Annotated in this window: 13 protein-coding genes; 6 read left to right on the top strand and 7 right to left on the bottom strand. The window is 68.9% G+C overall.

The genetic code is table 11. From position 1 onward, the window contains the following. Positions 1–20: 20 nt before the first annotated feature. The 3 genes from WS54_RS05730 to WS54_RS05720 all read right to left on the bottom strand — a co-directional run bounded on the left by WS54_RS05730 (position 21) and on the right by WS54_RS05720 (position 3645). The gene (locus WS54_RS05730) at positions 21–1442 is read right to left on the bottom strand and encodes a sensor histidine kinase (protein WP_034204942.1); all 1422 of its coding nucleotides are present in this window, start codon (positions 1440–1442) and stop codon (positions 21–23) included. A 163-nt stretch (positions 1443–1605) separates the two neighbouring features. After that, entirely contained in the window at positions 1606–2286 is a 681-nt protein-coding gene (locus tag WS54_RS05725) for a response regulator (protein WP_034204943.1), read from the bottom strand. 123 nt (positions 2287–2409) lie between these two features. Next, positions 2410–3645, bottom strand: a complete 1236-nt coding sequence (locus WS54_RS05720; protein WP_059783663.1) for a multidrug effflux MFS transporter — start codon at positions 3643–3645, stop codon at positions 2410–2412. A 101-nt stretch (positions 3646–3746) separates the two neighbouring features. Here WS54_RS05720 and pdxR point away from each other — a divergent pair, with 101 nt between their 5' ends. The 5 genes from pdxR to WS54_RS05695 all read left to right on the top strand — a co-directional run bounded on the left by pdxR (position 3747) and on the right by WS54_RS05695 (position 10704). Further along, the gene (pdxR, locus tag WS54_RS05715) at positions 3747–5234 is read left to right on the top strand and encodes a MocR-like pyridoxine biosynthesis transcription factor PdxR (RefSeq protein ID WP_059783665.1); all 1488 of its coding nucleotides are present in this window, start codon (positions 3747–3749) and stop codon (positions 5232–5234) included. Positions 5235–5415: 181 nt separating this feature from the next. Next, positions 5416–6516: an ABC transporter substrate-binding protein gene (locus WS54_RS05710; protein ID WP_034204946.1), complete on the top strand. Its 1101-nt coding sequence runs from the start codon at positions 5416–5418 to the stop codon at positions 6514–6516. Positions 6517–6621: 105 nt separating this feature from the next. Further along, positions 6622–8394 carry an ABC transporter permease gene (locus WS54_RS05705; protein WP_059783668.1) on the top strand — a complete coding sequence of 591 codons (1773 nt, stop codon included), beginning with the start codon at positions 6622–6624 and terminating at the stop codon, positions 8392–8394. Beyond that, positions 8387–9454 (top strand): ABC transporter ATP-binding protein, encoded by a 1068-nt coding sequence (locus WS54_RS05700; protein ID WP_034204948.1) that lies wholly within the window; start codon positions 8387–8389, stop codon positions 9452–9454. The genes WS54_RS05705 and WS54_RS05700 overlap by 8 nt, the downstream gene beginning before the upstream one ends. A 158-nt stretch (positions 9455–9612) precedes the next feature. Further along, positions 9613–10704: a porin gene (locus WS54_RS05695; RefSeq protein ID WP_059783670.1), complete on the top strand. Its 1092-nt coding sequence runs from the start codon at positions 9613–9615 to the stop codon at positions 10702–10704. A 136-nt stretch (positions 10705–10840) separates the two neighbouring features. Here WS54_RS05695 and WS54_RS05690 read toward each other — a convergent pair whose 3' ends face one another. Both WS54_RS05690 and WS54_RS05685 read right to left on the bottom strand, forming a co-directional pair. Continuing rightward, entirely contained in the window at positions 10841–11803 is a 963-nt protein-coding gene (locus tag WS54_RS05690; RefSeq protein WP_059783672.1) for a quinone oxidoreductase family protein, read from the bottom strand. Positions 11804–11834: 31 nt separating this feature from the next. Beyond that, positions 11835–12086 (bottom strand): hypothetical protein, encoded by a 252-nt coding sequence (locus WS54_RS05685; protein WP_034204951.1) that lies wholly within the window; start codon positions 12084–12086, stop codon positions 11835–11837. A gap of 95 nt (positions 12087–12181) precedes the next feature. Here WS54_RS05685 and WS54_RS05680 point away from each other — a divergent pair, with 95 nt between their 5' ends. Beyond that, positions 12182–12973 (top strand): AraC family transcriptional regulator, encoded by a 792-nt coding sequence (locus WS54_RS05680; protein WP_059783674.1) that lies wholly within the window; start codon positions 12182–12184, stop codon positions 12971–12973. Between the two features lie 75 nt (positions 12974–13048). Here WS54_RS05680 and hpaI read toward each other — a convergent pair whose 3' ends face one another. Continuing rightward, complete coding sequence (hpaI, locus tag WS54_RS05675) at positions 13049–13855, bottom strand: 4-hydroxy-2-oxoheptanedioate aldolase (protein WP_059783676.1); 807 nt, start codon at positions 13853–13855, stop codon at positions 13049–13051. A gap of 12 nt (positions 13856–13867) precedes the next feature. Beyond that, a complete protein-coding gene (gene hpaH / locus WS54_RS05670) occupies positions 13868–14671 on the bottom strand; it encodes a 2-oxo-hept-4-ene-1,7-dioate hydratase (RefSeq protein WP_059783678.1) in 804 nt (267 codons plus the stop codon). Positions 14672–14678: the final 7 nt, after the last annotated feature.

Raw genomic sequence — 14678 nt, 5'->3', positions numbered from 1 at the left:
TGCCGTATCGTCGCGCGCCGTCACGCGGCGCGCGGCATCGCATCGCTCAGCGCCGCCGGCAGCCGGATCGTCACGACGAGCCCGCCGCCGCCCGCATCGGCGAGCGTCACGCTGCCCTGATGCACGCGCGCGATCTCCCGCACGATCGACAGCCCGAGCCCCGTCCCTTCGACCGTCTGCGTCTTGCTGCCGCGATGGAAACGCTCGAACACCGCGTCCCGTTCGTCGGCCGGAATACCCGGCCCGTTGTCGATCACGTCGAGCCGCGCGTCGTCGCCGTCGCGCGAGACGCGCACCGTGATCACCGCATGGTCGCCCGCATAACGGATCGCGTTGTCGATCAGGTTGCCGATCATCTCGCCGAGCAGATCGGCCTGCCCGTGCACGTCGACATCGGCCTCGTGCTCGAAGCCGAGATCGATGTCGCGCGCGCGTGCGACGGGCGACCAGTCGAGCGTCACGCTGCGTGCGAGCCGGTGCAGCGGGACCGGCTTGTGCGCGACCGCATGACCGCTGTCCGAATCGAGCCGCGACAGCGACAGCAATTGCTGAACGATCTTCGCGGCCTGCCGCACCGCGGCGTTCACGCGGCGCAGGTGCACGTTCGCGCGCGGCTGTTCGTCGGGCCGCAACGCGAGCTCGACGCCCGCCTGCACCGCCGCGAGCGGCGTCTTCAGTTGATGGGCCGCATCGGCGAAGAAGCGGCGCCGCGCCACCTGCATCCGCTGCGTGCGGCCGATGTACTGGTTGATCGAGTCGACGAGCGGCGCGAGTTCGCTCGGTATCGCGCCCGTGTCGAGCGGCGTCGTGTCGTCTTCGCTGCGCGCGGCGACCGTGGCCGACAGCCGGTTCAGCGGCCGCAGCCCGCGCCCGACGCCGAGCCACACGATCCCGAGCGCCAGCACGACGAGCAACCCTTCCTGCAGCAGCGACCCGATCAGGATCTCGCGCGCGAGCGCCTGACGCGCCTCGATCGTCTCGCCGACCATCACCCACACGATGCGCGACTGCGCGGTCGGCACGTCGTGCACCGGGATGCGCAGCGCGGCCATCCGCAACTGTTCGCCGCGATACACGACGTCGTAGTAGCGCGTGACGAACGGCGCGCCGTCGCCCGCGTCGCGCCCCTGCGGCAGCGGCAGGTCCGGATAGCCGGTGATCGTGCGGCCGTTGTCCTCGCGGATCAGGTAGTAGATCTTGCCGCCGTCGCTCGATTCGAGCATCTCGAGCGCGAGATACGGCAGGTCGACCTCGATCTCGCCGTCGTTGAGCCGCACGCCTTCGCGGATCGACTTCAGCGACGACGACAGCGTCCGGTCGAACGCGACGTGCGCGGCGCTCATCGCGCGCTGGTACGTGAGCCACGAGTCGAGCGCGAGCAGGCCGAGCAGCGGCAGCAGCAGCCACAGCGCGACCTGCGCGCGCAGGTTCGGGCGGGTCATCGTGCCTCCCGCCGGGCCGCTCCAACGGGCGTGGCCGAGAATTCGCGGAGCATCGCCGCGCGCCCGAGCAGCCGGCCGGCCGTGCAAGGCCGGCCGCGAACGGGATGCTCCCCCTCGGCGCGCAGCGGACGTGTGATGCAACGCACGGGAGCATGGGCACGGTTCATTCGGCCCTCTCCGCCTTCGCTTCGAGCAGATAGCCGAGCCCGCGCAGCGTGACGATCGCCACGCCGCTGTTCTCGAGCTTTTTCCTCAGCCGGTACACGTAGATTTCGATGGCATCGGCGTTGACCGATTCGTCGAGCCCGAAGATCTTCTCCGACAGCGTGTCCTTGTTGATCGCGCGACCGTTGCGCAGGATCAGCACCTCGAGCACCGAGCGCTCGCGCGGCGTGAGCGACAGCGGCTCGCCCGCGAGATGAAAGCTGCGGTCGATACTGTCGTACGAAAGCGGCCCGCATTCGACGCGCGAATGCTCGTGACCGAGGCTGCGCCGGATCAGCGCGCGGGCGCGCGCTTCCAGCTCGGTCAGCTCGAACGGCTTCGCGAGATAATCGTCGGCGCCGAGATCGAGCCCCCTCACACGATCCTCGACCGACCCGTGCGCGGTGAGGATCAGCACCGGCACCGGATTGCGGCGCGCGCGCAGCCGCCGCAGCACCTCCAGCCCGTCGAGCTTCGGCAGCCCGAGATCGAGGATCACCAGCGCGTAATCCTGCGTGCGCAGCACGTGGTCCGCCGCCTCGCCGTCGGCCATGTGATCGACCGCGAAGCGCGCGGCGCTCAGCGCGTCGTTCAGCGACTGGGCCAGGTTCGGGTTGTCTTCGACGAGCAGCACACGCATGGGGATTCCGGTAAGGTCAGCGACAGCCCGCTACATTACATGATCCTTTCCGTCTCCACGCCTCGCGCAAACACGGGTTGCGCGGGCGCCGCGAACCCGCCGCTGCAGTGCCGGCGGTCCCGCTCAGCGCTCGGCGGCGGGCCGGCTGCGCGCCGCGATGCGCGCATCGCCGGCCACGCCTCGCTCGCGCAAACCGGCCACCACCGCGACGAATGCGACGCTCGCGCCGCCCGTGACGACGATCATCGGATGCGCGGTGCCGTCCGACAGCCACGCCAGCACGCCACCGCACGCGGCCGTGATCGCCATCTGGATAAAGAAGAACAGCCCCGACGCCGTGCCGGCGATCTTCGTGTACGGCTGCATCACCGCGAACTGGCAGGCCGGAATCGCGATCCCGACCGCGATCATCACGACGAACATCGGCGCGACGAGGGCCGTCACCGAAGTCGGGGCGATCGCGCCGCCGATCCACAGCCCGGCCGCGCCGACCACGTTGACGGCCGCCGCCGCCGCGACGACCGAATCGGCTGTCCAGCGCGCGCCGGCCCGCGCGAACGCGCTCGACCCGATCAGGTAGCCGAGCACGGTCACGCCGAAGATCGCCGCATAGACCGGCCCGGACACGCCGATTTGCCGCTGGAACAGCGTCGACGATTCCGCGATGAACGGATAGTACGTGCAGTAAGCAAAGCCGATGGCGAGCGAATAGCGCAGGAACCGCCGCTCGCGCAGCAGGCCGGCGTAGGTCCGCAGCAGCCCCGCACCCGCTGGCGGCCGCGCCTCGCGCGCGCGGGTCTCGGGCAGATAGCGCAGCACCATCGCGGTCGCGACCAGCCCGCCCGCCGCCAGCCAGCCGAACACGCCGCGCCAGCCCAGCCATTCGGCAATCGCGCTGCCGGCCAGCGGCGCGACCACCGGCGACAGCGCCATGCCGGCCGAAAGATGGCCGAGCATCGTGGCCTGCGTCGCGGCCGGAAAACGCTCGCGCACGATCACGCGGCCGATCACGGTGCCGCTGCAGCCGCCCAGCGCCTGGAACACGCGCGCGACGATCAGCATCGGGATGCTGGTCGCCCATGCGCAGGCGACGCTCGCGACGACGTACACGCACAGGCCGCCGAGCAGCACCGGGCGGCGGCCGTAGCGGTCGGACAGCGGCCCCGACACCAGCATCGACGACGCATAGCCGGCCATGTAGAGGGTCAGCGTGAGCTGCAACTGCGCGTCGGTGCCGTGCAGCGCGTCCGCCATCGCGGGCAGCGACGGCAGGTACGCATCGATCGTGACGCGCGGCAGGCACACCACGAGCATCAACAGGAACAGCCAGCCCCATCGGGGTAATGAACGCGTCTGCATGCGGTAAGTCCGTTTCGGTCGGATGGGTAGGGTCGACAGCAATCTAAGGCGAAAGTGATATAAGCTGAAGGACCATTAAATCGACCATCGACTGGACCACTATGCCGCGAGGCAAAGCCGCGATTCCGCTGGACCTGCCACGCCCGCCCAGGCTGTCGGGCGGCAGCCCGCAGTCGAAGCAGGCATGCATCGCCGACACGATTCGCGACGCGATCCTGAAGCGCCTGCTGCCCGGCGACGGCCCGCTGCCGTCGAGCCGGACGCTGGCCGCGCGCTGGGATGTCGCGCGCGGCACCGTCGAAGCGGCGTACGACATCCTGTGCGCCGAGGGCTACATCGCCCGCACGCGGGGATCCGGAACGCGCGTGTGCGCGGTCGTGCCGGACAGCTATCTGCGCGCGGCCGCGCGCTCGCGCGACGACCGCCCGCGCCGTGCCGCCGCGCCCGCCACGCCCGCCACGCCGGCCGCCCCGGCCGAGCCCGAGCAAGGCGTGCGTCCCGGCGTCCCGTTCGTCGCGCGGCTCGCCGATCCCGGCCTGTTGCCGATGCAGCAATGGAAGAAGGCGCTTGGCACCAGCCTGCTTGCCGCGACCGCGGACGATCTCGGCGCGACGCCGGCACAGGGCGTCGAAAGCCTGCGCGCCGAAATCGCCGCGTACCTGCGGGAATACCGCGGCATCCCGTGCGAGGCCGGCGACATCGTCATCACGACCGGCATCCGCCATTCGATCGACCTCGTCGCACGCACGCTGCTCGCGCCCGGCACGACGGTGCTGATGGAGGATCCCGGCTATGCGTCGGCGTGGCAGATCTTCACGATCGCGGGCGCGACCGTGATCGACGTGCCGGTCGATCGGGAAGGCATCGACACCGCATCGCTGGATCGCCATCCCGATGCGCGCGCCGCGTACGTGACACCGGCCCATCAGGCGCCGCTCGGCGTCACGATGTCGGTTTCGCGCCGGCTCGAACTGCTCGACTGGGCGCAGCGCAACCGCACGTGGATCGTCGAGGACGACTACGACGGCGAATTCAGCTACCAGACCGCCCCGCTCCCCGCGCTGAAAGCGCTCGACGCGTGCGATCGCGTGATCTACTGCGGGTCGTTCAACAAGACGCTGTTTTCCGGGTTGCGCATCGGGTTCATGGTCGTGCCGGCGGAACTGCGGCCGGCGCTGTCCGCCGTCTGGCATGCGACCGCCCGCTCGGTCGGCGCGGCGCCGCAACTCGCGCTGGCCCGCTTCATCGCCCACGGCGATTTCGCAAAGCACCTGCGCGCCGCCCGCCACGCGTACCGCCAGCGGCGCGACATCGTGCTCGACCAGCTGGCGAAGCATGCCGGCGGCCGGTACACGGTGTCCGGCGAGCACGCCGGCTTTCATTTCGTGCTGTGGCTGCCGCCCGGCATGGACGAAGCAGCCTGCGTCGCGCAAGCCCGCGCGGCCGGCGTCGCGTTGCAGCCGATTCGCGGCTTCTGTCGAAGCGCCCGGTGCGAAGCGGGCGTCGTCGTCGGATATGCCGCGCTGACGGCCGCGCACGCACGGCATGGCGGCCGCCTCCTCGGACAACTGCTGGCCGCGTCCGCATAGCCCGTCCGCGCCCTTTCAAGCGTTGCCGCGCGCCGCGAACCCGCGGCCGCCGCCGCTTCGACCTCGGGAAATCCATGACATGAACGGCGCGATTGTGAACGGAAATGAAAGCGGGCTGAAAGTGCCCCGCAATTACCATCCGCTGCACTCGAACAACACATAAGCGTAACTGGAGGAAGACATGCCGTTTGCACCGAAGCACCTCGCCGCCGCGCTCGCGGTCGTTCTGGGCACCGCCGCCGGCAGCGCCGTCGCGCAGGTTCCGGCCGGCTACCCGGGGAACTACCAGGGCGTGATCGACGCCGCGAAGAAGGAAGGCAAGCTGATCGTCTACTCGACGACCGACACGGGCCTCGTGCGCCCGCTGATCAAGGACTTCGAAAGCCTGTACGGCGTGAAGGTCGAGTACAACGACATGAACAGCACCGAGCTGTACAACCGCTACATCAGCGAGAACGCGGCGAGCAGCACCAGCGCCGACGTGCTGTGGAGCTCGGCGATGGACCTGCAGGTCAAGCTCGTCAACGACGGCCTGATGGCGTCCTACGATTCGCCGGAAAGCCCGAACGTGCCGCAATGGGCGCAGTACCAGAAGCAGGCGTACGGCACGACGTTCGAGCCGCTCGCGATCGTCTACAACAAGCGCCTGATTCCCGAGAACGAGGTGCCGAAGACGCGCGCCGAGCTGATCAAGCTGCTCGCGTCGCAACCGGACAAGTTCAAGGGCAAGCTCACGACGTACGACGTCGAGAAATCCGGCGTCGGCTTCAACGCACTGACGCAGGACGCGCACCTGAACGAGAAGGTCACATGGGAACTCGTGAAGGCGATCGGCGCGACCGGCCCGAAGCTGCAGTCGAGCACCGGCGCGATGATGGAGCGCATTTCGTCGGGCGAGAACCTGATCGGCTACAACATCATCGGTTCGTATGCGTACGCGAAGGCGAAGAAGGACAAGTCGATCGGCTACGTGTTTCCGAAGGACTACACGCAGATCGTGAGCCGGCTCGCGACGATCTCGAAGAAGGCGAAAAGCCCGAACGCCGCCAGGCTGTGGGTGGACTACCTGCTGTCGAAGCGCGGCCAGACCATGATCGCCAACCAGGCGAACCTGTACGCGATCCGCACGGACGTGACCGGCGAAACGTCGGCCGCGAGCCTCACGAAGGAGCTCGGCGATTCGCTGAAGCCGATCCAGATCGGCACCGGCCTGCTCGTCTATCTCGATCAGTCGAAGCGCCTCGCGTTCCTGAAGCAATGGCAGCAGGCGATCAAGAGCTGATCGGCTTCGTCTGACCCAGGCTGCCCGCCGCACGTCGCGCGGGCGGCCCCTTCCCCTTACCGACTTCCTAGAGGCGGCCATCCGGATGGCCGCAGGGGCGAACTCATGCTTTCAACCAGCACACGCGGCACGGCACCGGCCGTGCCGCCCGCCACCGGCCCGCGCGACATGATTCCCGCGCTGCCGGTCAGCAGCCTGCAGCCGCTCGCCGGCATGCTGCGCTGGATCGTCGTCGCGGTACTGACCGTCGCGGTCGCGCTGCCGCTCGGCTTCATCCTGTTCCAAAGCCTGCTGTCCGCGCCGTTCTTCGACGCGAACAAAACGCTCGGCGTCGAAGGTTTCCGTTTCGTCTTCAGCGATCCCGACTTCTGGTCGGCCGTGAAGAACTCGTTCGTCATTGCCGGCGGGATGCTGTTCATCTCGATTCCGCTCGGCGGCGTCCTCGCGTTCCTGATGGTGCGCACCGACCTGCCCGGCCGCCGCTGGCTCGAACCGCTGCTGCTCACGCCGGTGTTCGTGTCGCCGATGGTGCTCGCGTTCGGCTACGTGGTCGCGGCCGGCCCGGTCGGCTTCTACTCGGTGTGGTTCAAGGAATGGTTCGGGGTGCATAACGTGCCCTGGAACGTCTATTCGGTCTTCGCGATCACGGTGATCGTCGGCCTCACGCACGTGCCCCACGTGTACCTGTATTCGTCGGCCGCGCTGCGCAACCTCGGCTCGGACGTCGAGGAAGCCGCGCGCGTGACGGGCGCGCGACCGTTCCGCGTCGCGCTAGACGTGAGCCTGCCGATGACGATGCCCGCGCTGCTGTTCGCCGGCGTGCTGGTGTTCTTCCTCGGCTTCGAGGTGTTCGGGCTGCCGCTCGTGCTCGGCGACCCGGAAGGCCACCTCGTGCTCGCGACCTACCTGTACAAGCTGACCAACAAGCTCGGCGTGCCGTCGTATCACCTGATGGCCGCGGTCGCCGTGTGCATCGTCGCGATCACGTTCCCGCTCGTGCTGCTGCAGCGCCGCCTGCTGAAGACCGCGAACCGCTTCGTCACCGTGAAGGGCAAGGCCGGCCGCGCGACGGTGCTGCCGCTCGGCGTGTGGCGCTGGGTCGCGCTCGCGATCGTCGCGCTGTGGCTGATGCTGACCGTGATCGTGCCGATCTCGGGCATCGTGCTGCGTGCGTTCGTGACCAACTGGGGCGAAGGCGTCGCGCTCGTCGAAGTGCTGACGCTGTCGAATTTCATCGAGCTGTTCGAACAGGACAACCTGGTGCGCGCCATCGTCAACACGCTCGGCATCGGCGTGATCGGCGGCGCGCTCGCGATCGGCTTCTACTCGCTCGTCGCGTTCGCCGGCCACCGCCGCCCCGACTGGGCGACCAGGCTGCTCGACTATCTCGTGCTGCTGCCGCGCGCGGTGCCGGGCCTGCTCGCCGGTCTCGCGTTCCTGTGGATCTTCCTGTTCGTGCCCGGCCTGCGCGAGCTGAAGAACTCGATGTGGAGCATCTGGATCGCGTACACGGTCGTGTGGCTCGCGTACGGGATGCGGCTCATCCAGAGCGCGCTGCTGCAGGTCGGCCCCGAGCTCGAGGAAGCCGGCCGCAGCGTCGGTGCGACGCGCAGCCGCGTGTCGCTCGACGTGACGCTGCCGCTCGTGCGCTTCGGCCTGCTCGCCGCGTGGCTGCTGATCTTCATGATCTTCGAGCGCGAATACTCGACCGCCGTCTACCTGCTGTCGCCCGGCACCGAAGTGATCGGCGCGCTGCTCGTATCGCTGTGGGCGACCGGCGCCGTCGACCAGGTCGCCGCGCTCTCTGTCATCAACATCGCGATGGTCGGCGCCGGTCTCGGCGTGGCCCTGCGCTTCGGAGTGAAACTTCATGGATAAGCTCATCGTCGACGATCTGCACCTCAGCTACGGCGCCAACCCGATCCTCAAGGGCGTGTCGTTCGAACTGAAGGCCGGCGAAGTCGTGTGCCTGCTCGGCGCGTCGGGCAGCGGCAAGACCACGCTGCTGCGCGCGGTGGCCGGCCTCGAACAGCCGTCCGACGGCCGCATCCAGCTCGACGATCGCGTGTTCTTCGACGGCGCGCAACGCGTCGACCTGCCGGTCGAGCAACGCTCGCTCGGGCTCGTGTTCCAGTCGTACGCGCTGTGGCCGCACCGCACCGTCGCCGACAACGTCGGGTACGGTCTCAAGCTGCGGCGCGTGGCGCCGGCCGAACAGAAGCGCCGCGTGCAGACCGCGCTCGACCAGCTCGGCCTCGGTCATCTCGCGGAACGCTTTCCGCATCAATTGTCCGGCGGCCAGCAGCAGCGTGTCGCGATCGCTCGCGCGCTCGTCTACAACCCGCCGGTGATCCTGCTCGACGAGCCGCTGTCGAACCTCGACGCGAAGCTGCGCGAGGAAGCGCGTGCGTGGCTGCGCGAGCTGATCGTGTCGCTCGGGCTGTCGGCCCTGTGCGTGACGCACGACCAGACCGAAGCGATGGCGATGTCCGACCGCATCCTGCTGCTGCGCAACGGCCGCATCGAGCAGGAAGGCACGCCGGCCGAGCTGTACGGCGCGCCGCGCTCGCTGTATACCGCCGAATTCATGGGCAGCAACAACCGGATCGACGCGCGCGTCGCCGCGATCGACGGCGAATGCGTGACGCTCGCCGGCGACGGCTGGGAGCTGCGCGCGGTCGCCCGCGACACGCTCGCGCCGGGTCAGGACGCGCAGGCCGTGATTCGCCTCGAACGCGTGCAGGTCGCCGACGGCCCGGGTGCGAACCGGCTGCAGGCCGACCTCGTCACGTCGATGTATCTCGGCGACCGCTGGGAATACCTGTTCCATTGCGGCGACATGCGCCTGCGCGCGTTCGGCCATGTGCCGCGCGCGGCCGGCAAGCACTGGATCGAATTCCCGACCAACGACTGCTGGGCGTTCGCGAAAGCGGGCTGATCCGTTTGCGGCGGCCCGCGTGCCGCCGCGCATGCAGTCACGCACGCATCCGTTGCGGCCTCGCATCGGCGGACGCTGCATGGCATTCGCCGACGGCGCGCCGAGTACCCGTTTCCCGTTTCACCCCACCGAGAACAAACCAAGGAGACACCGTCAAAATGAAGTCACGCGCAGAACGTTCCATTCGCACAGTAGTCCTCATCAGTTCAGCTGCAGTGGCCTGTATCGCCGTGCCGGCCGCGCACGCGCAGTCGTCGGTCACGATGTACGGGATCATGGACGCCGGCATCGAATTCACCAACCACGCGGCGCCGGAAGGCGGCAATTCGGTCAAGCTCAAGTCGGGGAACAAGAACACGTCGCGCTGGGGCTTGCGCGGCGTCGAGGATCTCGGCGGTGGGCTGAAGGCCGTGTTCCGCCTCGAAAGCGGGATCGATCTCGCGAACGGCGCGTTCGACGACGGCCCGGACTCGATCTTCGCGCGCCGCGCGACGGTCGGCCTGAAGAGCAAATGGGGCGAACTGACGCTCGGCCGCAACTACACCGTCACCTACGACTACATGCTGCCGTTCGACCCGATGGGCTACGCGCAGAACTACTCGTGGGCGTCGTCGTCGATGGCGACGGGCGGCCGCAAGGACGGCATGTTCACGCGCTCGTCGAACGCGGTGCGCTACGACGGCGAATTCGGCGGCTTCAAGTTCGGCGCGCTGTACGGCTTCGGCAACGTGCCGGGCAGCATGAAAACCAGTTCGAAATACGATTTCGCGGTCGGCTACGAGAAGGGACCGTTCGCGGCGGTCGTCACGTTCGACCGGCAGAACGGCGCGGCCGACAGCGTCACGCCGGCCGATACGGTCGACTATATCCAGGGAATCCATGCCGGCCTGAGCTACGACTTCGGCAACCTGAAGACGATGGCCGGCTACCGCAACTACAAGCGCACGTTCCGCACCACGGCGGCGAACCAGTTGAGCGACATGGTCTGGCTCGGCGGGTCGTATCAGTTCACGCCGGCGTTCTCGCTGATCGCGGCCGTTTATCACCAGAACATCAAGGGCGGCAGCGACGCCGATCCGACGCTGGTGTCGATGCGTGCGAACTACGCGCTGTCGAAGCGGACGGTGCTGTACGCGGCCGGCGCGTTCGCGATCGCGAAACACGACCAGAAGGTCGGCGTGTCGCGCGATTTCGCGGGGTATGGGACCACGCAGGTGGGCGTCACGGCGGGGATTCAGCAGCGGTTCTGACGCCGACGCGGCCGGCGTCGGTGGGCGGTCGGCCGCCCGCCTGCTTTCACGCCACGCGAGGCGGCACGACGGCGAACAGCCCGATGCTACCGCGCAATCCGACGCTCCGCCGGCCCGCCGCCTGGCGATGCGCCGCTTAATCGCCACGCATCGTGAACACCGGACGCACGACGCTGCTCGTATCGCCCCAATGTTCGCCGACCGCCGACAGCGGCACCTCCCGCGTGTCGATCGTGAGGCCCGCCGGCCCGGCCGCTTCGAATACGCCGCGCACCGACGCCAACAAGCGCGGCAGCGACACGCTGCCGATCCCGCTGCCCATCAGTTCGATTGCGGTCGCCCGCAGCACGGCGCCCGGCACCAGCACGTCCGCGCCGCCGATCGAGCCGATCTGCACGAAACGCAGCCGGCGGCCATCGGGTGTCGCCTTCGCGCCGGCAACCAGCAGCGTCCGCGCGCTGGCCCCCCACAGATAATCGAGCACGACATCCACGCCCGCGCGGAAATGCGGTTCGAGCGCCCGCACCAGATGCGCGTCGTCCTGCTGCAGCGACACGACGGCGTCCGCGCCGGCATTCAGCAACGCCTGCAACGCGGCCGCGTTGCGGCCGGTCGCGACGACCTTCGCCGCGCCGAGATGCTTCGCGATCCGCACTGCGAGCCGCCCCGACGTGCCGGTCGCGCCATTGACGAGCACCGTCTCGCCCGCGACGAGCCGCGCACGTTCGGTCAGCGCCGCCCACGACGACATCCCCGGAATCGCGATCGCCGCGGCCGTGACGTCGTCGAGCGCGTCCGGCAGCGGCACGCACTGCGGATCGGGCACGATCGTGCGTTCGGCCATCGCGCCGAACGGCGCCGGGGCACCGAAGAAGTAGACGCGCCGACCGTCGTCGAGACGCCCCACGCCGTCGACACCGACGACGAACGGATAGCGTCGGTCCGACGAGTAATGCGTGCCGGCCGCGCGCCCCTGCGCGAGCCGGCTCAACGCCGACGCCGTCACGTCGATCAGGCGGTGGCCCGGCATCGCGGGCGGCGCGTCGAATTCCATATGGACGGGACGCGCGCCGGCGCCCGTCACGACTGCTGCTTTCATGGTGGTTCCTTCAATTCTGGAAGATGGGTCTTTACCGGGCATCGAGCCATGCGCGCAGCGCGGGATCGCGTACTTCCAACACGTCGAACAGGCCGAGCGCTCGCAGCGCAGGCAACGCGTCGATCGCATCGGCCTCCGCACGCGCCCGCTCCGCCGGCGCGGCGTTGGGATCGGTCAACACCCGTGCGTTGACCAGAAACGCACCGACGGTCCCCTTGCGAATCGTCGTTCCGCCGGCATCGACCCGGTCGGCATGGTCGGGAAGCATCTGTTCGGCTCGCATCGCGTCTTGCTCCGGTTGTCATCGATGGACGCAGTGTAGGCGTGCAAAATCGGCCGATCTCCGGTATAACGGCCATTCGATACCGATATCCGGCCATGTCCGATCCGCTCCTGCCCGCCCGCTTCGTCACGTCCGACGACGGCCCGTTCGTGGTCGCCGCCATCCTGTCGCAACGCGACCCGCGCATCACCGCGTCGCATTCGCATGCGCGCGGCCAGCTCGTCGGCGCGCTGAGCGGTCTGGTGACGATCGGGCTCGACGATCAGGAATGGGTCGTGCCGGCGATCCATGCGATCTGGATTCCGCCGCATTACCGGCATTCGCTGCGCTCGTTCGGGCCGATTGCCGGCTGGTCGGCATTCGTCGCCGAAGCGCGCTGCGCGGCGCTGCCGGCCACGCCGCGCGCGATCCGCACGACGCCGCTGCTGCGCGAAGCCGTGCAGCGCGCGGCAAGCTGGGGCGATGCCGAGCTGGATGCCGCACAAGCCCGGATCGCCGACGTGATCCTCGATGAAATCGCGGCATCGGAAGCCGAGGCGCTGGGCCTGGTCCGGCCGCGGGATCCGCGGCTCGTGAAGATCACCGATGCGCTGGCCGCGGATCTCGCGAACGACCGGCGGCTGGAGGAGTGGGCCGAATGGGCCGGCATCGGCGCACGGACGATGAGTCGCCGCTTCGTCGCCGAGACGGGGCTGACGTTCGCGCAGTGGCGTCAGCAGGCGCGACTGCTGCGGGCGCTGGAGCGCATTGCGGATGGCGTGCCGGTGACGACGATCGCGCTCGATCTCGGGTACGACAACGTGAGCGCGTTCATCGACATGTTCCGACGCGCGCTGGGGACGACGCCGGGACGATATATGGAGGCGGGACGGGGCACGAAAGGATAGGCGCGGCCATGCGCGTGCACGAAACCGCGTGGCGCAAAGCCCGCGGGCGGCACACGACCACCGCCTGCCGCCGCGTCAATACGTGCCGTCGCCCTGCTTCGCGGCGTCGCCGCCGGCCCTTTTGAACTGCGCGGCGAGCCGTTCCGCGCTCCGCGCCAGCAGCGTCGTATCGACGCCGACCGCGACGAACAGCGCCCCCGCTTCCAGATAGCGCCGCGCGGCCGCTTCATCCGCGCTCAGGATCCCCGCCGCCTTGCCGGCCGCCTGGATCGCGCGGATCGCACCGTCGATCGCGGCCTGCACGTCCGGGTGCCCGGGATCGCCGAGATGACCGAGATCGGCGGCCAGATCGGCCGGCCCGATGAATACGCCGTCCACGCCGTCGACCCGCGCGATCGCATCGATCGCGTCGAGCCCCGCGCGCGTCTCGACCTGCACGAGCACGGCCATCTCGTCGTTCGCGCGATGCAGGTACTCGCCGACGCGATTCCACCGCGACGCACGCGCCAGCGCGCTGCCGACGCCGCGAATGCCGTGCGGCGGGTAACGCGTCGCGGCCACCGCCGCACGCGCTTCGTCCGCGCTCTGCACCATCGGCACGAGCAGCGTCTGCGCGCCGAGATCGAGCACCTGCTTGACGATCACCGGATCGTTCCACGGCACGCGCACGACCGGATGCGACGGATACGGCGCGATCGCCTGCAGTTGCGCGAGGATCGTCGGCACCGTGTTCGGCGCATGCTCGCCATCGATCAGCAACCAGTCGAAACCGGCGCCCGCGACGACTTCGGCGCTGTACGGATTCGCGAGGCCGAGCCACAACCCGATCTGCGCATCGCCGTGCGCGAGCGCGGCCTTGAAGACATTCGACGAAATCTGCATCGTTCGCTCAACTCATTCGAAGTAACACTGGATCGTCCCGAGCGGGCCGTAATCGACGCTGAACGTATCGCCCGAACGCGCCGCGCACGGCCGCGTGAACGACCCGCCGAGCACGATCTGCCCCGGCTCCAGCGCGACGTCGAAGCGCGACAGCCGGTTCGCGAGCCACGCGACGCCGTTCGCCGGATGGTTCAGCACGCCGGCCGCGACACCGGTTTCCTCGACCACGCCGTTGCGCGACATGATCGCCGCCACCCAGCGCAAATCGACGTCCTGCGGGCGCACCGGCCGGCCGCCGATCACGACGCCCGCGTTCGCCGCGTTGTCGGCGATGGTGTCGAACACCTTGCGCGGCCGTTTCGTGTCGGGGTCGATCGACTGGCTGCGCGCGTCGATGATCTCGAGCGCCGGCACGACGTAATCGACCGCGTCGTACACGTCGAAGATCGTGCAGTTCGGGCCGGCGAGCCGCTTGCCGAGCACGAATGCGAGCTCGACCTCGACGCGCGGCACGATGAAGCGGCTAGTCGGGATCGTGCCGCCGTCTTCGAAGAACATGTCGTCGAGCAGCGCGCCGTAGTCGGGTTCGTCGATCTGCGACGTGTTCTGCATCGCCTTCGACGTGAGGCCGATCTTGTGCCCCTTCAGCGTGCGGCCTTCCGCGAGCTTGAGGGCGACCCACGCGCGCTGGATCGCATACGCGTCGTCGATCGTGATGTCGGGATGGTCGAGCGAGATCTGGCGGATCTGCGCGCGCGCGCGTTCGGCGTCGTGCAGACGGTGCGCGAGCTGGTCGATGATGGCGGGTTCGAGCATGGTCGGG

This window comes from Burkholderia sp. NRF60-BP8, from assembly GCF_001522585.2.
In the GTDB taxonomy this organism is placed as follows: domain Bacteria; phylum Pseudomonadota; class Gammaproteobacteria; order Burkholderiales; family Burkholderiaceae; genus Burkholderia.
This window is presented reverse-complemented; position numbering and strand designations above follow the sequence as displayed.

Bases quoted from the DNA above. Each gene is read 5' to 3' on its own strand.
- WS54_RS05730 (WP_034204942.1), bottom strand. From the start codon at position 1,442: ATGACCCGCCCGAACCTGCGCGCGCAGGTCGCGCTGTGGCTGCTGCTG.
- WS54_RS05725 (WP_034204943.1), bottom strand. From the start codon at position 2,286: ATGCGTGTGCTGCTCGTCGAAGACAACCCGAACCTGGCCCAGTCGCTG.
- WS54_RS05720 (WP_059783663.1), bottom strand. From the start codon at position 3,645: ATGCAGACGCGTTCATTACCCCGATGGGGCTGGCTGTTCCTGTTGATG.
- pdxR (WP_059783665.1), top strand. From the start codon at position 3,747: ATGCCGCGAGGCAAAGCCGCGATTCCGCTGGACCTGCCACGCCCGCCC.
- WS54_RS05710 (WP_034204946.1), top strand. From the start codon at position 5,416: ATGCCGTTTGCACCGAAGCACCTCGCCGCCGCGCTCGCGGTCGTTCTG.
- WS54_RS05705 (WP_059783668.1), top strand. From the start codon at position 6,622: ATGCTTTCAACCAGCACACGCGGCACGGCACCGGCCGTGCCGCCCGCC.
- WS54_RS05700 (WP_034204948.1), top strand. From the start codon at position 8,387: ATGGATAAGCTCATCGTCGACGATCTGCACCTCAGCTACGGCGCCAAC.
- WS54_RS05695 (WP_059783670.1), top strand. From the start codon at position 9,613: ATGAAGTCACGCGCAGAACGTTCCATTCGCACAGTAGTCCTCATCAGT.
- WS54_RS05690 (WP_059783672.1), bottom strand. From the start codon at position 11,803: ATGAAAGCAGCAGTCGTGACGGGCGCCGGCGCGCGTCCCGTCCATATG.
- WS54_RS05685 (WP_034204951.1), bottom strand. From the start codon at position 12,086: ATGCGAGCCGAACAGATGCTTCCCGACCATGCCGACCGGGTCGATGCC.
- WS54_RS05680 (WP_059783674.1), top strand. From the start codon at position 12,182: ATGTCCGATCCGCTCCTGCCCGCCCGCTTCGTCACGTCCGACGACGGC.
- hpaI (WP_059783676.1), bottom strand. From the start codon at position 13,855: ATGCAGATTTCGTCGAATGTCTTCAAGGCCGCGCTCGCGCACGGCGAT.
- hpaH (WP_059783678.1), bottom strand. From the start codon at position 14,671: ATGCTCGAACCCGCCATCATCGACCAGCTCGCGCACCGTCTGCACGAC.